This window comes from Pseudomonas sp. 11/12A (assembly GCF_000800055.1).
GTDB lineage: Bacteria > Pseudomonadota > Gammaproteobacteria > Pseudomonadales > Pseudomonadaceae > Aquipseudomonas > Aquipseudomonas mohnii.
The window spans coordinates 2,478,702-2,503,197 of sequence record NZ_JUGV01000001.1 but is presented as its reverse complement, the minus strand read 5'-3'; the positions used below and the strand labels follow the sequence as shown (position 1 = coordinate 2,503,197).

22 protein-coding genes are annotated in these 24,496 nt (G+C 62.9%); 14 read left to right on the top strand and 8 right to left on the bottom strand.

Annotated features, from left to right (window positions below):
- Positions 1 to 12: 12 nt before the first annotated feature.
- From GQ39_RS11415 to GQ39_RS11375, 9 genes are all read left to right on the top strand, one after another.
- Entirely contained in the window at positions 13 to 900 is an 888-nt protein-coding gene (locus GQ39_RS11415; protein WP_047529852.1) for a Dyp-type peroxidase, read from the top strand.
- A gap of 164 nt (positions 901 to 1,064) precedes the next feature.
- Entirely contained in the window at positions 1,065 to 1,817 is a 753-nt protein-coding gene (locus GQ39_RS11410) for a GntR family transcriptional regulator (protein WP_047529851.1), read from the top strand.
- Complete coding sequence (locus GQ39_RS11405; RefSeq protein WP_047529850.1) at positions 1,814 to 3,544, top strand: fumarate reductase/succinate dehydrogenase flavoprotein subunit; 1,731 nt, start codon at positions 1,814 to 1,816, stop codon at positions 3,542 to 3,544. The genes GQ39_RS11410 and GQ39_RS11405 overlap by 4 nt, the downstream gene beginning before the upstream one ends.
- Before the next feature lie 26 nt (positions 3,545 to 3,570).
- Entirely contained in the window at positions 3,571 to 3,816 is a 246-nt protein-coding gene (locus GQ39_RS11400) for a 4Fe-4S dicluster domain-containing protein (RefSeq protein WP_008060065.1), read from the top strand.
- Between the two features lie 217 nt (positions 3,817 to 4,033).
- Entirely contained in the window at positions 4,034 to 5,452 is a 1,419-nt protein-coding gene (locus GQ39_RS11395; protein WP_047529846.1) for an ABC transporter substrate-binding protein, read from the top strand.
- Between the two features lie 128 nt (positions 5,453 to 5,580).
- Positions 5,581 to 6,363: an ABC transporter permease gene (locus tag GQ39_RS11390; protein WP_047529845.1), complete on the top strand. Its 783-nt coding sequence runs from the start codon at positions 5,581 to 5,583 to the stop codon at positions 6,361 to 6,363.
- Positions 6,363 to 7,211, top strand: a complete 849-nt coding sequence (locus tag GQ39_RS11385) for an ABC transporter ATP-binding protein (protein WP_047529844.1) — start codon at positions 6,363 to 6,365, stop codon at positions 7,209 to 7,211. The genes GQ39_RS11390 and GQ39_RS11385 overlap by 1 nt, the downstream gene beginning before the upstream one ends.
- A complete protein-coding gene (locus tag GQ39_RS11380) occupies positions 7,208 to 8,170 on the top strand; it encodes a HEAT repeat domain-containing protein (RefSeq protein ID WP_047529843.1) in 963 nt (320 codons plus the stop codon). The genes GQ39_RS11385 and GQ39_RS11380 overlap by 4 nt, the downstream gene beginning before the upstream one ends.
- A complete protein-coding gene (locus tag GQ39_RS11375) occupies positions 8,167 to 8,445 on the top strand; it encodes a DUF971 domain-containing protein (protein WP_047529840.1) in 279 nt (92 codons plus the stop codon). The genes GQ39_RS11380 and GQ39_RS11375 overlap by 4 nt, the downstream gene beginning before the upstream one ends.
- 146 nt (positions 8,446 to 8,591) lie before the next feature.
- Here the strand turns inward: GQ39_RS11375 and GQ39_RS11370 are convergent, their stop codons facing one another.
- Together GQ39_RS11370 and GQ39_RS11365 are read right to left on the bottom strand one after the other, a co-directional pair.
- The gene (locus GQ39_RS11370; protein ID WP_047529838.1) at positions 8,592 to 9,329 is read right to left on the bottom strand and encodes a TorF family putative porin; all 738 of its coding nucleotides are present in this window, start codon (positions 9,327 to 9,329) and stop codon (positions 8,592 to 8,594) included.
- Positions 9,330 to 9,437: 108 nt separating this feature from the next.
- A complete protein-coding gene (locus tag GQ39_RS11365) occupies positions 9,438 to 11,180 on the bottom strand; it encodes an amidohydrolase (RefSeq protein ID WP_047529836.1) in 1,743 nt (580 codons plus the stop codon).
- Between the two features lie 103 nt (positions 11,181 to 11,283).
- Between GQ39_RS11365 and GQ39_RS11360 the strand changes: the two genes are divergently transcribed.
- The 5 genes from GQ39_RS11360 (at position 11,284) to GQ39_RS11340 (ending at position 18,082) form a co-directional block, all read left to right on the top strand.
- Positions 11,284 to 12,195 (top strand): LysR family transcriptional regulator, encoded by a 912-nt coding sequence (locus GQ39_RS11360; RefSeq protein ID WP_047529833.1) that lies wholly within the window; start codon positions 11,284 to 11,286, stop codon positions 12,193 to 12,195.
- Between the two features lie 143 nt (positions 12,196 to 12,338).
- Positions 12,339 to 12,956, top strand: coding sequence for a transcriptional repressor LexA (gene lexA / locus GQ39_RS11355; protein WP_047529831.1), 618 nt, complete (start codon positions 12,339 to 12,341; stop codon positions 12,954 to 12,956).
- Complete coding sequence (gene imuA / locus GQ39_RS11350) at positions 12,956 to 13,585, top strand: translesion DNA synthesis-associated protein ImuA (protein WP_047529830.1); 630 nt, start codon at positions 12,956 to 12,958, stop codon at positions 13,583 to 13,585. The genes lexA and imuA overlap by 1 nt, the downstream gene beginning before the upstream one ends.
- A 7-nt stretch (positions 13,586 to 13,592) precedes the next feature.
- Positions 13,593 to 15,008, top strand: a complete 1,416-nt coding sequence (locus GQ39_RS11345) for a Y-family DNA polymerase (RefSeq protein WP_047529829.1) — start codon at positions 13,593 to 13,595, stop codon at positions 15,006 to 15,008.
- On the top strand, positions 14,984 to 18,082 hold the full coding sequence (locus GQ39_RS11340; protein WP_161793930.1) for an error-prone DNA polymerase: 3,099 nt from the start codon (positions 14,984 to 14,986) through the stop codon (positions 18,080 to 18,082). Before GQ39_RS11345 ends, GQ39_RS11340 begins: the two co-directional genes overlap by 25 nt.
- 131 nt (positions 18,083 to 18,213) lie before the next feature.
- On the opposite strand, the gene GQ39_RS11335 is transcribed toward GQ39_RS11340, so the two are convergent.
- From GQ39_RS11335 to GQ39_RS11310, 6 genes are all read right to left on the bottom strand, one after another.
- A complete protein-coding gene (locus GQ39_RS11335; protein WP_047529827.1) occupies positions 18,214 to 18,876 on the bottom strand; it encodes a flavin reductase family protein in 663 nt (220 codons plus the stop codon).
- 12 nt (positions 18,877 to 18,888) lie between these two features.
- Positions 18,889 to 20,376: an amidohydrolase family protein gene (locus GQ39_RS11330; RefSeq protein WP_047529826.1), complete on the bottom strand. Its 1,488-nt coding sequence runs from the start codon at positions 20,374 to 20,376 to the stop codon at positions 18,889 to 18,891.
- The gene (locus GQ39_RS11325) at positions 20,373 to 21,569 is read right to left on the bottom strand and encodes an amidohydrolase family protein (protein WP_047529824.1); all 1,197 of its coding nucleotides are present in this window, start codon (positions 21,567 to 21,569) and stop codon (positions 20,373 to 20,375) included. Before GQ39_RS11325 ends, GQ39_RS11330 begins: the two co-directional genes overlap by 4 nt.
- A gap of 147 nt (positions 21,570 to 21,716) precedes the next feature.
- Entirely contained in the window at positions 21,717 to 22,775 is a 1,059-nt protein-coding gene (locus tag GQ39_RS11320) for an extracellular solute-binding protein (protein ID WP_047529820.1), read from the bottom strand.
- Positions 22,776 to 22,792: 17 nt separating this feature from the next.
- On the bottom strand, positions 22,793 to 23,581 hold the full coding sequence (locus tag GQ39_RS11315; protein ID WP_047529819.1) for an ABC transporter permease: 789 nt from the start codon (positions 23,579 to 23,581) through the stop codon (positions 22,793 to 22,795).
- The gene (locus GQ39_RS11310) at positions 23,578 to 24,495 is read right to left on the bottom strand and encodes an ABC transporter permease (protein ID WP_047529818.1); all 918 of its coding nucleotides are present in this window, start codon (positions 24,493 to 24,495) and stop codon (positions 23,578 to 23,580) included. Before GQ39_RS11310 ends, GQ39_RS11315 begins: the two co-directional genes overlap by 4 nt.
- Position 24,496 lies beyond the last annotated feature (1 nt).

Here is a 24,496-nt window from a genome sequence, read left to right as displayed (position 1 = left end):
TAAGGAGTTCATATGAGTCATTACCAGCCGGGCATTCTCGCCACCCCAGTTCCGCCTCAAGCTCGCCATATGTTCTTCGCCCTCGAATCCGCCGCTGCGCTGCCTGCGGCGCTCGACAATTTGCTGCGACTGGTGGACGGCAAATCGGCCGTGGTCGGCTTTGGTGAATCCCTGGTCAAGGCTCTGAACGGCAACATTGAAGGGCTGCGGGTGTTTCCGGCGCTGACCGGCGTGGGCGTTGACAACCCGTCGACCCAACACGCGCTGTGGTGCTGGTTGCATGGCGTCGATCGTGGTGAATTGCTCAATCGCAGCAACGCCCTTGAAGCGGCATTGGCACCGGCCTTGCGCCTGGTGCAGATGACTGAAGGCTTCCGCCATCGCGAGGGCCACGACCTGACCGGCTACGAAGACGGCACCGAGAACCCCCAGGACGAGGCCGCTGCGGCTGCCGCGCTGGTGGCCGAAGGCGCTGACGGCACGGTCGGTGGCAGCTTTGCCGCGATCCAGCAGTGGCAGCACGATTTGAAGGGCTTTCACGCGCTGCCTTCCCACGAAACCGACCACATCATGGGCCGACGTCTGAGCGACAACGAAGAACTCGATGACGCGCCGATCTCCGCCCACGTCAAACGCACTGCCCAGGAAAGCTTCGCGCCCGAGGCGTTTATCGTGCGTCGCTCGATGCCGTGGATCGAAGGTGACCGCGCTGGCCTGATGTTCCTCGCGTTCGGTTTTTCCCTTGACGCCTTCGAAGTCCAGCTACGGCGCATGAGCGGCCTGGAAGACGGCATCACCGACGGTCTGTACCGCATCAGCCGGCCGATTACCGGCGGCTATTACTGGTGTCCGCCGCTCAAGGACGGTCGACTGGACCTGCGTGCACTGCGTATCGGCTGACAAACCACGAGCTGGCAATTGTGGCGAGGGAGCTTGCTCCCTCGCCACAGGTGTTTCAGTGCATGGTTGAACGTGCGCTCTAACCTTATTCCCAAACAGTATTTCTCAACCCTCTCTTTAGAACTCTAAGATCACGTCATAACTCGTTATGACAAGTGATCTTCATGACCGATAACGTTCTATCCCTCACTAGCGTTCCCTTGCACACCCAGCTGCGGGATGTGCTACGCGCCCGCATCCTCGATGGCCAGTACCCGCAAGACAGCCAGATGCCCTCGGAAAGCGAGCTCGGCGCGCTGTTCAAGGTCAGCCGCATCACCGTGCGCCAGGCCCTCGGTGACCTGCAAAAGGAAGGGCTGATTTTCAAGATTCACGGCAAGGGCACCTTCGTCGCCAAGCCGAAGACCTTCCAGAACGTCAGCACCCTGCAAGGCCTCGCCGAGTCCATGACCGGTCGCGGCTACGAGGTGATCAACCGCCTGCGCAGCTTCAAGTTTATTGCCGCCGACAAACTGGTGGCCGAGCGTTTGCAGGTCACCGAGGGTGAAACCGTGGCGCAGATCAAACGGGTACGGTTGATCAATCGCGAGACGATTTCGCTGGAAATCACCTACCTGCCCAAAGCCATCGGCGAGCGCCTGGAAAAAGCAGACCTGGTCACCCGCGACATCTTTTTGATCCTCGAAAACGACTGCGGCCTGGCCCTCGGTCACGCCGATCTGGCCATCGATGCGGTGCTGGCCGACAGCGACCTGACCCAGGCGCTGAACGTCGAACCCGGCTCGCCGATCATGCGCATCGAGCGTCTGACCCACGACGCTGAGGGCCGCCCCCTGGATTTCGAACACCTTTACTACCGTGGCGACGCGTTCCAGTACCGCCTGCGGATCGACCGGCAAAAAGGGGAGCAGGCATGAGCCGAAACACGTTGGAGCAGGAATACGACATCGTCGTGATCGGCGGTGGAACCGCCGGGCCCATGGCGGCGATCAAGGCCAAGGAACGCAACCGTGATCTGCGGGTGCTGTTGATCGACAAGGCCAACGTCAAGCGCAGCGGCGCGATCAGCATGGGCATGGACGGCCTGAACAACGCGATCATCCCCGGCCACTCGACGCCGGAGCAGTACACCAAGGAAATCACCATCGCCAACGACGGCATCGTCAACCAGGCAGCGGTCTACGCCTATGCGACCCACAGCTTCGAAACCCTCTCGCAGCTGGACCGCTGGGGCGTGAAGTTCGAGAAAGACGAAACCGGCGACTACGCGGTGAAAAAGGTCCACCACATGGGCGCCTACGTGCTGCCGATGCCGGAAGGGCACGACATCAAGAAAGTGCTGTATCGCCAGTTGAAGCGGGCGCGGGTGAGCATCACCAATCGCCTGGTATGCACCCGTTTGCTCAAGGACGAAGAGGGCGCGGTCAACGGGGTAATGGGCTTCGACTGCCGCACGGCCGACTTCCATGTGATCAAGGCCAAGGCAGTGATCCTGGCGTGCGGCGCGGCCGGACGTCTGGGCCTGCCGTCCTCGGGTTATTTGATGGGCACCTACGAAAACCCGACCAATGCCGGCGACGGCTACGCCATGGCCTATCACGCCGGGGCTGAACTGGCGAACCTGGAATGCTTCCAGATCAACCCGCTGATCAAGGACTACAACGGCCCGGCCTGCGCCTATGTCACCGGCCCGCTGGGCGGCTACACCGCCAACAACAAGGGCGAACGCTTCATCGAGTGCGACTACTGGAGCGGGCAGATGATGTGGGAGTTCCACCAGGAACTGGAAAGCGGCAACGGCCCGGTGTTCCTCAAACTCGATCACCTGGCCGAGGAAACCATCCAGAACATCGAAGAGATCCTGCACAGCAACGAACGCCCGAGTCGCGGCCAGTTCCATGCCAATCGCGGCACCGACTACCGCACGCAGATGGTCGAGATGCACATTTCCGAGATCGGTTTTTGCAGCGGGCATTCGGCGTCGGGCGTCTGGGTCAACGAGCGAGCCGAAACCTCGGTCAAGGGGTTGTACTCGGCGGGGGACATGGCCGCGGTGCCGCACAACTACATGCTCGGCGCGTTCACATACGGCTGGTTTGCCGGGACCAATGCGGCGGATTTCGTCGCCGGGCGTGAGTTTTCGGCGCTGGATGCCGCGCAAATCGAAACCGAGAAACAACGGGTCTACGCGCCACTGGACCGCGAACACGGCCTGCCACCGGCCCAGGTCGAGTACAAGTTGCGGCGCTTCGTCAACGACTACCTGCAACCGCCGAAAGTGACCAAGAAGATGCAAATCGGCCTGCAACGCTTCAGCGATATCCAGCGCGACCTCGATCAGATCAAGGCCCACAACGCCCACGAACTGATGCGTGCCATGGAAGTCAGCATGATCCGCGACTGCGCCGAAATGGCCGCCCGGGCCTCGTTGTTCCGTGCCGAAAGTCGCTGGGGGCTTTACCACTATCGGGTCGATCACCCGCAACGCAACGACAACGACTGGTTCTGCCATTGCCACCTGAAGAAGGACGAAAACGGCCTGATGACCAGTTTCAAGAAAGCCGTCGAGCCTTACATCATCCCCCTCGACGCCGATGAAATGCAGGCCTACGACCGCTTGCGGGTCGGTGCCGACGCGGCTTGATGCCGTCAACAAAAGAGAGACCGAACATGGCCTATCAACCCCAGGAAATCTTCTTCCGTTCCAACGCGCCGGTCACCGTCGATGAGGACCTGTGCATCGCCCACAAAGGCTGCACCGTGTGCGTCGACGTTTGCCCGATGGACTTGCTGGCCATCAACCCGGCCACGCAAAAGGCCTACATGGCTTTCGATGAATGCTGGTACTGCATGCCCTGTGAGAAGGACTGCCCGACCGGGGCGGTGAAAGTAGACATCCCTTATTTGTTGCGCTGAATGACAGGACGCCATCGCGAGCAAGCTCGCTCCCACAGTGTCTCTGTCTGCACCCACGAAACTTGTGGGAGCGAGCTTGCTCGCGATGAGGCCGGTACAAACAACCCAAAAGCCATCCGGCCACCCCCGGACGCTGCTTGAAAACACCCCTCGTTTCCCACCACGCCCTGATCGTGGCGGAGACGAACATCCTATAAATGATTCGAGGGGATTCACCATGGTTTTGCCAACATCGCTGCGTGCAGCATTGGCCGGTCTGGTACTGGCTTCATTCACCTTGTCGGCCTCGGCCGAGACCATCCGCATTGCCATCGGCACCCAGGACACCACGATCAACTGCGCCGCTGGCGGTCTGTTGATCCGCGAACTGGGCCTGCTCGACAAATACCTGCCCCACGACGGGCAATACAAGGACGCGAAGTACGACGTGGAGTGGAAAAACTTCACCAGCGGCGCGCCCCTGACCAACGAGATGGTTGCCGGCAAACTCGACTTCGGCGCCATGGCCGATTTCCCCGGTTCGTTCAACGGTGTGGCGTTCGAAACGGCGGGCAAGCACAGCCTGTTCATCAGCGTGCTGTCGGGCAGCATCAAGGGCAGTGGCAACGGCATCGTCGTGCCGAGCGCCTCGGGCGTGCAGTCGCTGGCCGAGCTGAAGGGCAAGACCATTTCCGTGCCGTTCGCCTCGACCGCCCATGGCATGTTGCTGCGTGCCGTGGCGGCCCAGGGATGGGACCCGCTCAAAGACGTGAACATCATTGCCCAGCCACCGGAAGTCGCCGGCTCCGCCTTGCAGGCCGGCAAGATCGACGCCCATGCCGACTTCGTGCCGTTCGCCGAGCTGTTCCCGAGCCGGGGCTTCGCACGCAAGATCTATGACGGTTCCCAGGCCGGGGCACCGACCTTCCACGGTGCGCTGGTCGATCAGAGCTACGCGAAAAAATACCCGGAGATCGTCGTCGCCTATCTGCGCGCCAGCCTCGAGGCCAATCAGTTGCTCGCCGCCGAGCCGGAGAAATACAGCGAACTGATCGCCAAGGTCACCGGGGTCGATGCCGAGGTCAATTACCTGTTCCACGGCCCGCTGGGCGTGCAGACCCGCGACCTGAGCTGGAAACCGGAATATCGCCAGGCCGTCGGCACCGCCATCGACACCCTCAAGCTGCTGAAAAAGGCTGATCGCGGGCTCGATTTGAATACCTTCATCGACGACCAGTACATCCGCGCTGCCTTCAAGGCCTCGAACCTGGACTACGCCGCGCAATTGGCCAACTACGCGCAAACCCCGCTCAAAGCGGTCGATGCGTCCACTGGCAAAGCCATCACCGACTTCAGCCACGTGGCCGAGGTCTGGGTGCGTGGCGAACCGAAAGTCCGTCAGTACGCATCGGCCGAAGCCGCGTTCACCGCGTTGGCCAGCCTAAAGCAGGAAGGCAGGAACATCCGCGCGGTGTATGCCCAGGCCAGCGACAGCGGCATCAAGTTGCTAGCGGATCAGGCGTGGTTTGCCAGTGATGCGAAAGGGCGCCTCAGCGCGTTTCTGCTCAAGGGCCAGGCCCAACAATTCGCCACGGCCCAGGGCGGCAAAGTCTTTGACTTTACCGATGCCACCACCCAGGCGGTGGCCGTGCGCTAATCCACCAACACCGCAGTCCCCTGTAGGAGCGAGTCTGCTCGCGATGGGGTGTCAGCCAAAGAGATGTCGACTGACACATCATCGCGAGCAGGCTCGCTCCTACAGGGATTCGGTTGAGAGGAACAATTGTGAACGGACCGTTTAAGCGCTGGCCCCCCCGGGCCGCATCCTTGCTGCTCTGCCTGCTGTTCTGGCAACTCGCCGCCAGCCACCATTGGAACCTCGGCCTGGTGACGTTCGCCAATGTGCCAACACCGCTGGCCGTGATCCAGGCCGCCTTCGGTCTCGGTGACTCCGGCAAATTGGCCCGGCATTTGAGCAGCAGCCTCGGCCGGGTGTTCGCCGGTTACCTCGCGGCATTGGTCATCGGGGTCGCCCTGGGCCTGGCCATCGGCCGTTCGAAATGGGCCGAAGACCTGTTGCTGCCGCCGCTGGAGGTACTGCGCCCGATACCAGCCGTGGCCTGGATTCCCCTGGCGATCCTGATGTTCCCCTCGTCAGAGCTGTCGATGGTCTTCATCACCTTCACCGGCGCGTTGTTTCCGATCCTGCTCAACACCGTGCACGGCGTCGAAGGTGTCGATCCACGGCTGATCGCCTCGGCGAAAAGCCTCGGGGCAGGGCGGCGGTCGATTCTGCTGGAAGTGATTTTGCCGGGGGCTGCGCCGAGCATCATCACCGGCCTGGCCATCGGCATGGGCACCTCGTGGTTTTGCCTGGTGACCGCCGAGATGATCTCCGGCCAGTACGGTATCGGCTATTACACCTGGGAGTCCTACACCATCCAGAACTATGCCGACATCGTGGTCGGCATGTTGCTGATCGGGGTGCTCGGGATGGGCAGCAGCCTGTTGATCAAGCGCCTCGGCGGACTGTTCACGCCTTGGCATCGACCACGAGGAAAAGCCTGATGAGCGTTTTTCAACATCCGGAAGGGCGCATCGATATTCGCGCCCTGTCGATCAGCCTGGGCGAGGGCCGCGCCGCTTTTGAAGCGGTACAAGGACTCGATTGCCAGATCGAGCCGGGACAGTTCGTGTGCATTCTCGGGCCCTCCGGTTGCGGAAAATCCACCTTGCTCGGTGCGCTGGCCGGTCACTTGCAGCCGCGCACCGGCGTCCTCAATGTCGACGGTGCGCCGGTGTCTGGCCCGTCGCCGCAGCGCGGCATGGTGTTCCAGCAGCACACGCTGTTCCCTTGGCGCACAGTGCGCGACAACGTCGCCTTCGGCCTGAAAATGCGCGGCATCGGCAAAGCCGAACGGCACCGGGCCGCCGATGAAATCCTCGCCCTGGTGGGTCTCGAAGGCTTTGCCGAGCGCTGGCCGGATCAACTGTCCGGCGGCATGCAGCAGCGGGTGGAAATCGCCCGGGTGCTGGTCAATCGTCCGCGGTTGTTGTTGATGGACGAACCCTTCGGTGCCCTCGACGCCCTGACCCGCTTGAACATGCAGGAACTGTTACTGGACATCTGGACACGGATTCGCACCACCGTGGTGTTCGTGACCCACGATATCGACGAAGCGCTGTTCCTCGCCGATCGCTTGCTGGTGATGAGTTCGCGCCCCGGCCGGATCATCGAAGACCTGCACCTGAACTTCCCGCGACCACGCACCACCGAGCTGGTGACGAGCCACGCATTCTCGCGCTTGAAGCGTCACTGCCTCGAGCTTCTGCGTCACGAAGACGGTCGGCAGCTACCGCGCCTGAACCCTCTCGGACTTCCTCCTGAAAACAAACTGCCGCGATTTGCCCTATGACCTCACTCTTTGATGTAACCGACAACGACGACATTCTCGCCCTGCAACCACGCCTGACCGATGAGGACGCCGGCGTGCGCCGCATTGCCCTGATCGACCTGGCTGACCTGGAAGAGCCCGATGGCCTGCTGTGGCTGGTCGATCGCCTGGCGCACGACCCGGCCGAGGAGGTTCGCGCCGAAGCCGCGCGCTTGCTCGAAGCCTGGGAGGACGAACCCGTGGTCGAGGCGCTGTGCCAGGCCCTGACCGATCACTCGCCAGCGGTACAGGCCGCCGCCGCGCAAAGCCTCAGCCTGCTCAAAAGCGAAGCGGCCGGCAGGGTGATTCTGCCGTGGACCGGGCATGCCGACATCGGCGTGCGCATCGCCGCATTCAGGGCCTTGCGCGAGTTGCGCTTTCCTCAGGCCGCCCCGGCGGCCTTGTTGGCGCTGGACGATCACGACGCCAACGTCCGCCGTGAAGCGGTCGGCGTGCTGGGCTGGCTCAAGCAGCTCGATGCCTTGCCGGCCCTGGCACGGCTGGCCAGTGATGACCCGGACACCGAAGTCCGTCGCGCGGCCACCGGGGCGTTGGGGCTGGCGTCAGACACACAGGTGCTGCCAGCCCTGCGCCAGGCGCTGCAGGACCAGGCCTGGCAAGTGCGCGAAGAGGCCGCTACCACCCTGGGCAAGGTCGGGCACGCCGACGCCGGTGCCGCGCTGGTCGAAGCCTTGGGCGACGATTACTGGCAAGTGCGCCTGCGCGCCACCCGCAGCCTTGGGCGTTTACGGTATGCCCCGGCCCTCGATGCGCTGATCGAAACCCTCGGCCACCGCATCAGCAATCTGCGCAAGGAAGCCGCATTGGCCTTGGGCGAGTTGAACGAGCGGGGGGCCATCGCGCCGCTGTTGGCCGCCCAGGACGACGGCGACCCGGAAGTGCGCAAGGCGGTGCGCACTGCCCTGAGTCAACTGCAATGAACCCGCTGGCCATCGGCAACTCCCGAAGCAAACAACAATTACGCTTGAACTGGCCGGATGGTCGCGAACAGCGGCTGGACCACGTCGAGTTGCGTCGCCAATGCCCGTGTTCTCAATGCCGGGCATTCCGATTGCGCGGGACGCCGCCGATGGTTGATGGACGGGTTCAGGTGATCGAAGTGAATTCGCAAGGATATGGCCTGCAATTGGTGTTCAGTGATGGGCATGAGCGGGGGATTTATCCGTGGGCGTTTCTGGCCGGGCTTGGTCGGTGAATGGAATACCGCGTTCGCTGGCAAGCCAGCGCCTACAAATGATCATCGTATTAGTCATCTGTAGGAGCGGGCTTGCCAGCGAAGGCAATCTAAAACGCTCAAAAATTCCAAAGACCCAATCACCAACAAACCGGCAAACGGCGAACTCAGAAAGACTTGCTGACGCTCGCCACCACCGTCGCGCTGCACACGTCATCGAAGCCCCAGTTGCTGGCGCACTGGCTCTTCGACAGGTTGGTGTCGACGTAGCTCAGGCCCAGCGTTACGCCGGCCAGTTCATGGGTCAGCCTGACCTCCCACTCCCGGTACGAATCTTCGGCTTCACCCGAGTTCGAATACAGGTGCGGGTCCTTGAAGTCCATGTTGCCGTAGCGCAGTTTCAGGCCGGTGCCATAGGGCAACTCGGTTTCATAACCGACGTAGGTGTAGAGCGAGTTCTGCTGGCTGTCGATGCCCGGTGCATCGTCGGAGTAATAGGCACCGAGCTTCACCCCATAAACGCTGAGAATGCCGTAGACCTCGCTCTGATTGAACTGGCTCTCTTTCGGGTAACTGTATTTGAGATAACCAAGGTCGAGATTGACCGCATCGGTGGCTTGCCACAGCCAACCGGCGTAGTAATCGACCTCCTGTCGGGTCTTCAGGCCGCCGCCAAAATCAACGTTGGAACTCCACGCGCCCAGGTACAGGCCACTGCTGTGGGTCAGGGTCGCGCCGGCTTGCAGGGCCGGGTCGTTCTGGGTTTGCGAGATGCCACGGCTGCGGTAGTCGCTGGCCAGGTTGACGTCCAGCAGCAAGGAGAAGTCATCATTCAAGGGCACGGCCTGGCTGCTTAAAGGCAGCACACTCAAGGAGCCGAGGGCGAACAGGGTGAAAGCTTTCATGGGGTACGTCCCGCTATTGTGATTGTTATAGGCAGAAGTCGGACATGGCTGCGCCTGGCCCCGTGTTGAGAAACACGGAGTCGGGCAGCGGAGGGGTTGCTGTTTTTCTTAGAGGGTTGGTGCGTAGACCTGACGACCGGCGAACCAGGTTTGCAGCACTTGGGTGTCGTGCAGGGCTTTTTCGTCGACGCTGAACACATCGCGGTCGACCACGATGAAGTCGGCCTGTTTGCCAGCGGTCAAGGAACCGATCTGTTTGTCCAGGCCAATGGTGCGGGCGGCGTTGAGGGTATAGGCGTAGAACATGGTTTCGCGGTCGATGCGTTCATCGGCGTTGAGCACGCCCATTGGGCCGACCCGGGTCATGGCCTGGGCCATGGCGTTCCACGGATTGGGCGACGACACCGACCAGTCGCTGGCCCCGGCGATGGTTGCGCCTTGCTTGAGCAACGAGTGCGCCGGGTACTGGTAACGGAACGCCAGGGCACTGACGTAAGGCTTGATCATGTCCGTGGTGTAGTCGTCGGCGCTGGCCCACAGCAGTTGCATGGACGCGATGACATCGAGTGGTTTGAAGCGGGCGAACTCTTTCGGATTGACGATCTGCAAGTGCGTGATCGAGTGGGTCACACCGCTCTGGCGGTCTTTGCGCGCCTGGGCGATGCCGTTCAGCGATTCGCGTACCGCGCGGTCGCCAATGGCGTGGATGTGCACCAGCCAGCCCCGTTGATCGATGGCGCTGACCAGCTCGCCGAAGTGCTTGGGATCGATCAGCAGTTCGCCCGGTTTGTGCGAGTTGGTGTAAGGGTCGATCATCGCCGCGCTCTGCGCCGGGTACTCGATCACGCCGTCGGCGAAGATCTTGATGCCCGGCAGCGTCAAGTTGGGAATGCCCTGGAACTGCTGGCGGACCTTGTCCAGGGTGTCGAGATCAGCCGGAACGCTTTTGCCGTTGGCCACCAGCAGCGCCGCGACGTGGGCGGTCATGCCGCCGCTTTCGGACAGGGCCTTGTACACCGGCAGCACGCCGACGGTTTGCTCCGTGGGCTTGAGGGCGAATATTGGCTCGCCGGGCGCGGCGTTGGCGGCGGGGTCCATCCACGCTGTGATGCCGAGGCTGTTGTTGTAGCTCACGGCGGTTTGCGCCGCCTTGAGCATGTCGGCGGCACTCGGCGACGGCATCTTCGAGGCCACCCGGTCCCAACCGGCGTCCACCAGAAATCCGTTGGGGCTGCCATCGGCGAGTTTGCCAATGGTGCCTTTCTCGGCGTCCGGCAGGTTTTTCAGTAGCGTCGCATCCACTCCGGCGCGCTTGAGCATCACATTGTTGGCCCAGGCCGTGTGGTGATCGCTGCCGGTAAACACCACGGGTACGTCAGCCCATTCGCCGCTGTTGAATGTCTTGCCCAGTGCTTCGGCCTGCGCCCAGTAAGCGGAGCTCATGCCGGCCACGGTCAGGACATCGCCATGCCGGGCCTTGCCGTCGTCACGCCAGCCACGCAGGCGTTTTTCCAGTTCGTCGAGCTCGACCACCTCGTCTTCCATGTTGGCCGCGACCATTTCCAGGCCGCCGAAAATCGCGTGGGAATGGCTGTCAATCAGGCCGGGCATCAGGGTTTTACCAGCCAGGTCGATGACTTGGGTCCCTGAGTCGATCAAGGCCTTGATCTGCGCATCGCTGCCCACTTGCAGCACTTTGCCGTCTTGCACGGCCAGGGCCTGAACCTTGGGCTGGTTACGGTCGGCGGTGAAAATCTTGCCGTTGAACAACACCAGATCAGTCGCCGCCATGGCTTCCAACGAGGCAAAACTCATGGCTGCCATCAGTAGATTCGGGATGAATCTTTTCATTGAATGTTTCCTTGTTATTGCGTCTGATGGCCAGATTAGTGGCTTGCCGGCGTCGGCAGAACGCCTCACTCACGAAAAACATTTTTGCCTGAATGGAAAAAGAATGGACAAGTTGGGCGCACTGAAAATGTTCGTGGTCACCGCGCAACTGGGTAGTTTCAGTCGCGCCGCCGAGCAGTTGGGCAAGACCCCATCGGCCCTGACCAAGGCGGTCAATCACCTGGAGGCGGAGCTGGGGGCGCGTTTGTTCGAGCGCAGCACCCGGCGGATTTCGCTCACGGAATCCGGACGGCTTTACCTGGAAACCGCGCGTCAGGTCTTGCAGCGGCTGGACGAGGCGGGGGAGGAGATCGAGCAGTTGCAGCATGGCTTGCGCGGCAGTCTGAAAATCACCGCGCCGCTGGCCTATGGGCAGGCTTTTCTCGACCAGGTAGTGGGCGGTTTTCTTGAGCAATACCCGCAGATCGACCTGCAAGTGGACCTGTGCGATGCGTTCGTTAATTTGCTCGAAAGCGGCTACGACCTGGCGTTGCGCGAAGGGCATGACGACTTGCCGGGGTTGATCGCCCGGGTGGTCGGCAGCAATCGCCTGGCGCTGTGTGGCAGCCCGGAGTACCTCGCGCGCAAGGGGCTGCCGGTCACCCCGCAAACCCTTGATCAGCACGAATGGTTGTTGTATTGCCACCCATTGCTCAGCCGTGAATTCTGGTGGGTCGAGCGCGACGGCCAGCGCCTGAGCCTGCCGCAGCCCCGGACACCACGATTGCGCAGCGACAATTACGATCTGTTGCTGGCCAATGCCCTGGCCGGACGCGGTCTGCTGCACACCCCGCTGTGGAGTGCCGCGCCGTACCTGGCCGACGGCCGACTGGTGCAGGTGATGGCCGACTACGACATCGACCCGGACAGCTTTGGCCCGCACATACTGGCGGTGTACCCCAGCCATCGGCGGGCCACGGCCAAAGTGCTGGCGTTTATCGATTACATCACCGCGTATCTGGCTGACCCCCTGTAGGAGCGAGCCTGCTCGCGATGGTCGTCAACGATAACGCGGGGTGCCTGATACCTCGCGGCGGCCTCGGGTTTTTCGCGAGCAATCGAGCGTCGACCGGCTGCTCCTACAGAAGTCCTTGTAAGAAAAATCCGAAAAGAGTACAAATGTACTCCATGACGACTTTAACTCCCCGCCGTACCGCCATCCTGACCTTCATCCGCGAACGCATCGCCGAACACGGTCAGTCCCCGAGCCTCGCCGAGATCAGCGAGGCGTTCGGTTTCGCCTCCCGCAGCGTGGCGCGCAAGCATGTGCTGGCGCTCACCGACGCCGGGTTTATCGAGGTCAACCCGCATCAGGCCCGGGGCATTCGCCTGCTCGGGCAGCCACCGCGTCCCGAACTGCTGGACATCCCGGTGCTCGGCCGGGTGGCGGCCGGTGCGCCGATCGGGGCCGATGCCGAAATCCATAGCCGTCTGCTGCTCGATCCATCGATCTTCTCCCGGGTGCCGGACTACATGCTGCGGGTCCGCGGTGACTCGATGATCGAAGACGGCATTCTCGACGGCGATCTGGTGGGCGTGCACCGCAACCCCGAGGCGCTCAACGGCCAGATCGTCGTGGCGCGCCTGGACGGCGAAGTCACCATCAAGCGCTTCGAACGGGTCGGCGACAGGGTTCGCCTGTTGCCGCGCAACCCGGCCTACCAGCCGATCATCGTCGAAGCCGACCGGGACCTGGCCATCGAAGGGGTGTTCTGCGGTCTGGTGAGGCAAGGCTGATGGGTGCCGTCGTTGCGCTGGATACGCTGTTCAATGGCGGCCAGGTCTGGAAGGGCCGGCCTGCGCCGCCTGCGGTCAGCCCGCAACCCACCGGGCATGCCGCGCTGGATGCAGCGTTGCCCACGGGCGGCTGGCCGGAAGCGGCGCTGACCGAAATCCTCCTGGCCGGGCAGGGCGTCGGCGAATTGCAGCTGGTATGGCCGGCACTGGCGCGGCTGTCGGCGGCGGGCGAGCGCATTGTGCTGGTGGCGCCGCCCCATGTGCCGTATCCCCAGGCCTGGCACAGCGCCGGGGTCGATCTGCGCCAGTTGTCGATCATCCAGGCCAGCGAACGCGATGCGCTGTGGGCGGCGGAACAATGCCTGCGTTCGGGCAGTTGCGGCGCGGTGCTGTGCTGGCCGCACAAGGCCGATGACCGTGCCCTGCGCCGCTTGCAGGTGGCGGCGGAAACCGGCTCGACCCTGGCGTTCGCCTATCGCTCGATCAGTGAAGCGATCAACCCGTCGCCAGCGGCCCTGCGCATCGCCATCGATGCCGCCAACAATGCCAAGCCTGCGCAATTGCGGGTGCTCAAGTGCCGGGGCGGCCTGGCCCGTTCGGCGCCGATTGCCTTTGCCGTGGGGCATTGAGGTTGCCATGCGCTGGGTCTGCATTCTTTTCCCGCAATTGGCGCTGGACGCGGTACTGCGTCAGTGCGCCGATCCCGAAGCGCCGCTGGCGTTGCTGACCGGCCCGGCCCAGCGCCGGGTGTTGCAGACGGTCAACGGCGCGGCGCGGGCGCTGGGCTTGCGTCCCGGCCAGTCCATGAGTGCCGCCCAGGCCTTGAGCAAGGGCTTTGCCACGGCCGAGTACGACACGGCTGAAATCGAACACTGGCAGCAGTTCCTGGCCGCTTGGGCCTATCGCTTCAGTTCCCAGGTCAGCGTGCATTACCCGCGTGCGTTGGTGTTTGAAATCGAGTCCAGCCTGGGGCTGTTCGGTGGCTGGTCGCTATTCGAGGCGCGTTTGCGCAGCGAGCTCGGCGAGTTGGGTTTCCGTCACCGCATCGTCGCCGCGCCCAACCCGGCGGCGGCGCGGATGCTGGCCAACGCCCATGACGGCCTGGTGGTGCCCGACGATCAAGCCTTGCAGCATCACCTCGGGCAATTGCCCGTCGACCGCATCGGGCTGGAGGCCAACGTCGCCACCGCATTGTCGCGCATGGGCCTGCGCACCTTGAGTCAGGTGCAGGCGTTGCCTCGACACAGCCTGGCGCGGCGCTTCGAGGCCCCGGTGCTCAAGCACCTGGACACCTTGCTCGGTTTGCGGCGCTTGCCGCTGGCGTTCTATCTGCCGCCGGACCGCTTCGATGTGCGTATCGAGCTCAACTTCGATGTGCAATCCCATCAGGCCTTGCTGTTTCCGCTGCGCCGGTTGACCGGCGACCTGTCGGCGTTTCTCTGCGGGCGCGACAGCGGCGTGCAACGCTTCGACCTGCATCTGGAACACGCCGGCTTGCCGGACACGCTGATCAAGGTGGGGCTGCTCAGCGCCGAACGCGACCCGGCGATGCTCTTCGAACTGGCGCGGGGGCGGCTTGAGCAAGTGCAGGTCGAGGCGCCGGTGCGTGGGTTTCGCCTGCGCGCCGAAGACTTGCCGAGCTTCGTTCCGCAGTTTCAGGAGCTGTTCGACGATCGTCCACAGCAAACCTTGCCCTGGGAGCAACTGCGCGAACGCCTGCGCGCTCGGTTGGGGGACGACGCGGTGCACGGCTTGCGCTTTCAGGCCGATCACCGACCCGAGTGCGCGTGGCAGGCCAGTGCCGACCACCAGCCCTGCGCCGGATTCCCGGGCGTGCAACGGCCAGGCTGGCTGCTGACCGAACCCCTGGCGGTACACGAAGGCTCGACGCGCATCCTCATGGGCCCGGAACGCATCGAGTCCGGCTGGTGGGACGGCGGCGACGTACGCCGCGACTATTACCTGATCGAAACCCGTAGCGGCCAGCAGGGCTGGGCTTATCGTGCGGTCGGCGAGGAAGGCCCGTTGTGGCTGCAGGGCTGGTTTGCATGAGCGCCGGGTATGCCGAACTGCACTGCCTGTCGAACTTCAGTTTCCAGCGCGGTGCCTCCAGTGCCCTTGAGCTGTTTCAGCGGGCGAAAAAGCAGGGCTACCAGGCCCTGGCGATCACCGATGAATGCACCCTGGCCGGCATCGTCCGCGCCTGGCAAGCAGCGAAATCGGTGGAGTTGCCGCTGATCATCGGCAGTGAAGTGCGCATCGAGAATGGCCCGAAACTGGTGCTGCTGGTGGAAAATCTCGAGGGTTACCAGGCGTTATGCCGACTGATCACCCGAGCCCGGCGTCGCTCGCAAAAAGGCCAGTATCAAGTGTTGCGCGAGGACTTCAGCGAACCGTTGCCGGGGTTGCTGGCGCTGTGGGTGCCGGACGCGGTCGATGACTTCGCACAGGGTGACTGGCTGAAACAGGTGTTCGCTGAACGCTTGTGGCTGGCGCTGCAGTTACACCGGGGTCAGGACGATGCCCGGCGCCTCGATGCGCTGTTGACGCTGGCCAGGGCGTTGCGGATTCCTGCGGTGGCCAGCGGCGATGTACACATGCACGCTCGCGGGCGGCGCGCCTTGCAGGACACCATGACCGCGATCCGCTATCACCTGCCGGTGGCCGATGCCGGATTGCGCCTGCACCCCAACGGTGAGCGGCACCTGCGCAGCCTTGACGTCTTGCGCGATCTCTATCCAGCGGCCTTGCTCGACGAAACCCTGAACATCGCCCGGCGCTGCACGTTCGACCTCGGCCAGCTGCGTTATCAATATCCACGGGAACTGGTGCCAGAGGGACACAGCGCTGCGTCCTGGCTGCGGGAGTTGACCGAGCGTGGCATGCGCGAGCGCTGGCCCGGCGGGGCGAGCGAGAAGGTGCGCGGGCTGATCGACAAGGAATTGGGGCTGATCGCCGAGCTGGGCTATGAGAGTTATTTCCTGACCGTGCAGGACATCGTCGCCTTCGCCCGGCGCGAGAAGATTCTGTGCCAGGGCCGGGGCTCGGCGGCCAACTCGGCGGTGTGTTTCGCCTTGGGTATCACCGAGATCGACCCTGATCGCATGAACATGCTGTTCGAGCGCTTTCTCTCCAAGGAGCGCAACGAACCGCCGGACATCGACGTCGATTTCGAACACGAACGCCGGGAAGAAGTCTTGCAGTATGTGTTCCAGCGTTATGGCCGGGGGCGTGCCGCGCTGACCGCGGTGGTCAGCAGTTACCACGGCGCCGGCGCGGTGCGCGATGTGGCCAAGGCACTGGGGTTGCCGCCGGATCAGGTCAACGCCCTGGCCGACTGCTGTGGCCACTGGAGCGATCAGGCTCCGCCCGTGGAGCGCCTGCGTGAAGGTGGGTTCGACCCTGACAGCCCGGTGTTGCGCAGGGTCCTCAGCCTGACCCAACAGTTGATCGGATTCCCCCGACATCTGTCCCAGCATCCCGGTGGTTTCGTGATTTCCGAGCAGCCGCTGGACCACCTCGTACCGGTGGAAAACGCCGCGATGGCCGAGCGCACCATCATTCAGTGGGACAAGGACGATCTCGACGCGGTCGGGTTGCTCAAGGTGGATATCCTGGCTTTGGGTATGCTCAGCGCGATTCGTCGTTGTTTCGATTTGCTGCGCCGTCATCGCAACCTGGACCTGAGCCTGGCGTCGATCCCCTCCGAAGACGCGCCAACCTACGACATGATCGGTCGCGCCGACACCATCGGCGTGTTCCAGATCGAATCCCGGGCACAGATGTCGATGCTGCCCAGACTCAAGCCGCGCAAGTTCTATGACCTGGTGATCGAGGTGGCCATCGTTCGTCCCGGCCCGATCCAGGGCGGCATGGTGCATCCGTACTTGCGCCGGCGAAACAAGGAAGAACTCGAAAGCTATCCCTCGGAAGAGCTGCGGGAGGTGTTGAAGCGCACCCTGGGGGTTCCACTGTTTCAGGAACAAGTGATGCAGATCGCCATTGTCGCCGCCGATTACAGCCCCGGCGAGGCCGACCAGCTACGCCGCTCGATGGCGGCCTGGAAACGTCATGGCGGGCTGGAGCCGCACAAGGACCGGCTGGCCGCCGGCATGAAGAAAAAAGGCTACACGGCTGAATTCGCCGCGCAGATTTTCGAGCAGATCAAGGGCTTTGGCAGTTACGGTTTTCCCGAATCCCACGCCGCCAGTTTCGCCTTGCTCACCTACGCCAGTTGCTGGTTGAAATGCCACGAACCGGCCGCCTTCGCCTGTGCGCTGATCAACAGTTGGCCCATGGGTTTTTACAGCCCGGACCAGATTCTGCAGGACGCGCGTCGCCACCATCTGCAGATTCGCCCGGTGGACGTGCGGGCCAGCGACTGGGATTGCAGCCTGGAACCGCTCACCGGCGCGCAACCGGCGATTCGCCTGGGTTTGCGCATGATCAAGGGCTTCCGCGAGGACGATGCCCGACGTATCGAGGCGGCGCGTTCGAACGGCGCGTTTGCCGACGTCGCCGACCTTGGCGAACGGGCCCGACTCGATGCCCGCGCCCAGGAGCTACTGGCCGATGCCGGTGCGCTGCGGGGGCTGGCGGGCGATCGGCATCGGGCGCGCTGGGAGGTGGCGGGGGTGCAAAAGCAGCTTGGCCTGTTTGCCGGCCTGCCCAGTCAGGAGGAGGGCGCGGTGGCGCTGCCCAAACCCACGGTGGGCGAGGACCTGCTGGCCGATTACAACAGTCTGGGCACTACCCTGGGGCCGCATCCGCTGGCGTTGTTGCGCGGTGAGTTGAAGGCACGACGCTGCCGCAGTTCGAAGGAATTGCTGGCGGTCGAGCACGGGCGGCCGGTCAGCGTCGCCGGGCTGGTGACTGGACGGCAGCGGCCAGGCACCGCCAGCGGCGTGACCTTCGTCACCCTGGAAGATGAGTTCGGCAACGTCAACGTGGTGGTCTGGCGTGACCTGGCCGAGCGGCAACGCCAGGTGCTGGTCGGCTCGCAGTTGCTCAAGGTCGATGGACGTTGGGAGAAGGAGGGCGAAGTGCGCCACCTGATCGCCGGGCGCTTGAGTGACCTGAGCCCTTTGCTGGACGGCATCAGCGTGCGCAGCCGGGATTTTCGCTGACGATGCATCCCCCTGTAGGAGCGAGCTTGCTCGCGACGGGCGTAAGAACACCGCAGTCCGTCAGGCACCCCACATTATCGCTGACGTTTTTCGCGAGCACGCTCGCTCCTACAGGGGATATGCGCTACGTACTACTTGGCCACCGGCCAAAACCGCTCCCCACCCCCCGGCGCCTCCGTCCAGGCCTGCAACGAGCGTGTCGGCAGGTCGAAGTAATCTCGCGTTCGTGCATAGCCATGTCCGCCCATCCGCCCGATCGCATCGAGCCCGAGTTGATCGATGTACAGGGTTTTCGGGTCGATCAGTTCATCGCGTACATGGGCCATCAGCACTTCGCCGAAGATGATTTCCCGCGACTGGCCGATGGACAGCGCCATCATCCGGCGACATTCCAGCGCCACCGGGGCTTCGCCGATTCGTGGGCATTTGACCGTGGTGCCAGGAATGGCGGTGAGGCCGGCGGCGGTGAGTTCGTCGAAGCCGGGGGCGAAGGGCACGGCGCAGACGTTCATCGCTTCCACCAGCGCATCGCTGACGATATTGACGGTGAATTCCTGATTGAGCTGGATGTTGCGCGTGGTGTCCTTGGGGCTCTGGTCGCCGTAGTTTTCAACGCCCAGGGCGAGGATTGGCGGATCGGTCGAGAGTGCATTGAAAAAGCTGAACGGGGCGGCGTTGATCCGGCCTTCACCGTCGACAGTGGTGACCAAGGCAATCGGCCGTGGTACCACGCTGCCGATCAGAATCTTGTATTTGTCTCGCGCACTCAGTGTGCTGAAGTCGAAGCTTTGCATGGGCAGGATTCTCTAAAGAAGTGGATCGATGGCGCTCAGTGGCGCCTGTGCGCTGTAGTTGTCGGCGAACGGGATGGCCGGTTGAAACAAGGTCTTCCAGTCCGGTTGGCCAAAGGCCCGGTCGCTGTGGCTGCGCATTAGTTTTTCGAATTGTCGTTGGGCCTGGCGCTGCAGGGTGGGGTAGTCGACACCGTGGACCTGGCCGTCCTGCATCACGCAACGGCCATCGATGTAACTGGCGATGCAGTCGTCGCCGCGCCCGGCCAGCACCAGGTTTTTCAACGGGTCGAACAGCGGTCCCAGGTGCAGGCCCCGCAGGCTGAACACGGTGATGTCGGCCTTGGCCCCCGGCGCCAGCCGACCGAGATCGTCACGGCCCAGTGCCTTGGCGCCGCCGAGGGTGGCGGCGTTGTACATGTCCAGTGTGCTGGTCAGCGAGTGAGCGCCTTCCATCAGTCGTGCGATGTTCAGGCCCTGGCGCATGTTGTCGAGCAAGTCCGCTGGCCAGGTGTCGGTGCCCAGGGCGAAGTTGATGCCCTTGGCGCGATAGCGGCCGAAGGAGTTGAGCGCCTCGCCATCCCGGGCGAAAACCACCGGGCAGTGCACCAGGCTCGCGCCGCCATCCACCAGCCGCTGCAGGTCGTCATCGCCCTGGGTGTAGATGCCATGGGGCAGCAGGCTGCGCGGATTCAACAGCCCAAGCTGCTGCAACCAGCCCAGCGGTGAAGCGCCGCGCAGTTGTTCGACCATCGCTACCTCGCCAAGTCCCTGGCAACAATGCAAACGCATCGGTGCGTTCAGCTCGCGGCTCAGTGCAGCGGTGCGTTGCAGCAGCGCCGGCGTGCAGGTCTGGATGCGGTCCGGCAGCAGCGCCCCCCTAGTCAGGCCGTCGTTCGCGCCGTCGAAATCACGGAAAAACCGCTCCGCCGCATCGAGTCCGGCCAGGCCCCGGGCTTCATCCCAGTGATGCGCCAACGTACCGTCGGCCTGCCAGTAACTCATGCCGCTCATGTAACAAGGGCCGAGGTAAGTGCGCAGGCCCAATTCGCTTGCCACACCGGCCACCGCCGCAAACTCGTCGTAGGTTTCCGCCCATTGGCGGTAGTACATCGAGGTGATCGGCATGGCGGTGGTGATGCCGTTGCGGATCAATTGGGTAAAGGCGTAGCGATACTTGAAGACTTCTTCTTCAGGGCTGTAACTCTCCCGTGACCCGCGGGCCAGATAGTCCGCCGACCACATCCGGCCCATGTCGCGCTCGTCGCCGTTGTCCAGGGTCAGGACCGTAGAGTCAAGATCGCCCAAGGCATCCAGATCGATGAAACCGGGGCCGATCAGCGCATTGCCATAGTCGATCCATTGCTCCACTGGCCCTGGATAACCGCGACCGACAAACACAATGCGCGAGCCTTCGAACACCACTTCGCCATCGCGCCACAGCACGTGTTGCGTGCCGTCGAAGCCGACCACGCAACTGGCTCGAAGTCCAATGCGATTCACAAACGACTGTCCAGCAAGCGACCGCCCGCAGCGATCAACTGCCCGCCGCGATAGACCTGGCGAGCCGGCCGCGAAACCACGGCTTCACCCAGGGTTTGCACCGGCATCAACAGAAAGTCCGCCGGCCCGCCCAGCGCCAGCCCATAGTCCGTAGAGCCCAGTGCCCTAGCCCCGTTCAACGTCGCCGCTTCAAATGCCGCCGCCAGTTCATCGTCCTTGTTCAAGTCGAAACGAAACGCCAGCAACATCGCCCGTTCCAGCATGTCGCCGTTGCCCATGGGCGACCAGGCGTCGCGAATGCCGTCGGAACCCAGGCAGACATTCACCCCGGTTTCGCGCAGGGTCAGGAATGGCGGCACCGCGCAATCGGCCGGTGCCGAGCTCATCAACGAAATACCCAGCGCCGCCAGGCGTTCGGCCACGGGTTTGACCTGGCTCCACGGCAGCATGCCGAGGCAGTAGGCATGACTGATCATCACCTGGCCCTGACGCCCGAAGTGTTCGGTGTAATCAGCGATCAGCGCGATTTGCCACAGACCCAGTTCACCTTTGTCGTGCAGGTGAATGTCCACACCACGGTCGAACTCGCTGGCCAGTTTGAACACGAAGTCGAGTTGGGCGATGGGGTCGTTGTCGATGCCACACGGGTCGAGGCCGCCGACATTTTCCACGCCCAGGGCCATGGCTTTGCGCATCAGTTCGGCAGTGCCGGGACGGCTGATCAGGCCGGTTTGCGGGAACACCACCAGTTGCAGGTCGATCAGGTCGCGGTACTTGTCCTGCAGTTGCTGCATGGCTTCGACGTGGCGCAGGCCGAATTCCGGGTCGATGTCGACGTGGCAGCGCATGGTCAGGGAGCCACGGGCGATGCAGTTTTCCAGCAGTGCTCCGGCCCGCTGCGCGATGGGGGTTTCGACTTCACGCAGGATCCGCCGTTCGTTGGCGATGTAATCCTTGAGGGTCGGGCCAGCGCTGTTGGGGCGCCACGGCTGGCCCCAGAGGGTTTTGTCCAGGTGCACGTGGCTTTCCACCAGGGCCGGGGTCAGCAGTTGGTTTTGGCCATCGATGTCGGTGGCGAGCAATTCAGTGGTCGAGGCCGGGCGACGTTGGGTGAAGCGGCCGTTTTCGATCAGCAGGTCTTCGGCGGGGGAGCCGTAGGGGCGTACATTGCGTAGCCAGCGGGGTTGAGTCATTTAAACCTCGAATTCTGTGGTGTTTGGGAGGGCCTCATCGCTGGCAAGCCAGCTCCCACAGGGTTTGGGGGTGTTCACAAATGTTGTGATCAACACAAATCACTGTGGGAGCTGGCTTGCCAGCGATGGCCGCGTCAGGGTTTCAAGTCAGCCCTTGAGCTTCGCCCAGATGCGGTCCTGCAGTTCCCGCGCCTTGTTGCTGCACTCTTTTTCAGGGCGCAGTCGCGAGGCGAATTCGTCGGGCATGTTGATGGCGTCCATCACGCGCCATTTGGCGTCGATCAACGTGTCGCTCTGGATGCCGTTGGCGTAGGCGATGGCGTTGGACACGGCGGCGGCGTTTTCCGGTTTCATCATCCAGTCGATGAAGATCTTCGCGTTGCCAGGGTGCGGGGCGCTTTTCGGCACGGCGAAGTTGTCCTGGAACATCGCCAGGCCTTCGCGCGGGTAGACGTACTTGATGGTGCTCTTCTGCAGCGTGGCTCGCGCGGTGGAACCGTTCCAATTCTGCATCATGATCACTTCACCGGAGGCCATGCGGTCGACGGTGTTGTCCGAGCTGTACATCTTCAGGAACGGTTTCTGTTTTTGCAGCAGTTCGAGGATGCGTTTGGCGTCCTGCGGGTTTTCGCTGCATTCGTCGACGTTCAGGTAATGGCTGGCGGCATTGATCACGCTGCTGGAGGTGTCGAGTGCGGCGAGCTGGCCTTGCAGTTCCTTGCGCGGTTCGAAGAACTCTTTCCACGAGTCGTCGAGTTTGCCGCCCGGTACTCGCGCACTGTCATAGGAAAACCCGGTGGTGCCCCACAGGTACGGTGCCGAGAATTTGCGGCCGGGGTCGAAACCCGGGTCGCGGAATGCCGGTTTCACGTATTGGAAATTGGGCAGGGTCGGGGTGTCGATTTCCAGCAGCAGGTTCTGGTTGATCAGGGTGCGCATGATCGACTGCGACGGCACGATCACGTCATACGCCGCGCCACCGGCCTGCAACTTGGCCAGCAGGGTTTCGTTGCTGTCGTAGCCGTCCATGGTGACCTTGATTCCGGTCTCTTTTTCGAACTTGGCCAGCAGGTCGACCGGGTAGTAGTCAGTCCAGTTATAGAAGAACAGCTCCTTGGGTTCGGCGGCGTGCGCGCCGAACGCGGTGAAGCAACTCAAGGCCAGACTGGCAACGGCGAAACGCATGCTTTTCACTTTTTTGTTCATAAACACAGGCTCCAGGCTCATTGTTGTTTACCGCGCTGTCCCAGCCAGAAGGCCAGCACGACCAGCACGATGGAAATCACCAGCATCAGGGTCGAAATCGCGTTGATCTCTGGCGTCACGCCGGCCTTGATCGCCGAGAAGATGTACACCGGCAGGGTGGTCGAACCCGGCCCGGCGACGAAGAAGGTCATGATGAAATCGTCGAGGCTGACCACGAACGCCAGCACCGAACCAGACAACACCGCCGGCCACAGCAGCGGCAAGGTCACCCGGCGAAACACCTGCCACGGGTTGGCGTACAGATCGTTCGCCGCTTCCAGCAGGCTCTTGTCCAGGTCATTGAGCCGCGCGCGGATCGGCAGGTACGCGAAGGGAATGCAGAAGCCGACGTGCGCGATGATCACTGTCAGCAAACCGAGCTTGATCCCCAGTGCCATGAACAGCAGCAAGGTGGCGACCGCCGTGACGATCTCCGGCAGGATCAGCGGCAGGTTGATCCCGCCCTCGACCATTTTCTGTCCGTAGAACGGCCGGTAGGTGGCCAGCGCCGCGAGCAACGCAATGGCCGTGGCGCAGACCGTGGCGATGCTGGCGACGATGATCGAGTTCAGCGCCGCCGTCTGGATCGACGGGTTGGCCAGGATCCGCCCGTACCAGGCGAAGGAGAACTCGGTCCACACCGTGGCCGAGCGGTTGGCGTTGAAGCTATAGGCAATCAACACCAGGATCGGCAGGTACAGATAAGCCAGCATCAACAGACTGACTTCACGGGTCAGGGGCAGTTTTTTCAGGTGCAGGGCGATCATGCTTGGGCTCCCCGACGCAGGGTCTTGGCGGCGTTGCGGCTATAGAGGGCGTACAGCACCAGGGACAGCAACATGATCCCCAGCAGCAGGAACGACAGCGAACTGCCCAGCGGCCAGTTGCGCGCGGTGCCGAACTGTTGCTGGATCAGGTTGCCGATCATCAGCGTCTTGCCGCCGCCGAGAATCGCCGGGGTAATGAACGCGCCGAGGCTCGGCACGAACACCAGCAGGGAACCGGCAATCACCCCCGGCATCGACAGCGGCAGAATGATCCGCTTCAGCGCGTGCCAGCGATTGGCGCCCAGGTCATAGGCGGCTTCCACCAGACGCCAGTCGAGTTTCTCCAGGGTCGAGTAGATCGGCAGGATCATGAACGGCAGGAAGCTGTAGACCAGCCCGACGCTGACCGCGAAGTCGTTGTAGAGCAGGGTGATGCCACCGGCCTGGGGGAACAGCGCATTGAGGGTTTGGGCGACCCAGCCCTGTTCACGCAGGATGATCAGCCAGGCGTAGTTGCGGATCAGCAGGTTGGTCCAGAACGGGATGGTGATCAGCAAGACCATCAGGTTGCGCCGGCGCGGTGTCAGGCTCGACATCCACAACGCCACCGGAAAGCCGAACAGAAAGCACAACACGGTCGTGCCACCGGCCTGGAACACCGAGCGCAACAGCGCCTGGGCGTAGACCCAGTTCAGCTCCAGTTCGCCGTCGAAACCTTCCTGGAAAAACAGTTGCACGTAGCTTTGCAATTGCCAGTTGGCCTGCCAGTCGACACCGCCATATACGTTGCGCGGCAACAGGCTGATGTAGCCCATGATGCCCAACGGGATGGCGATCAGGGCCAGCAGGGTCAGTACCACCGGGCTGAGTAACAGCGCGCGGTTGAGGGCGGGAGAAGTGCTGCTGACGCTCATT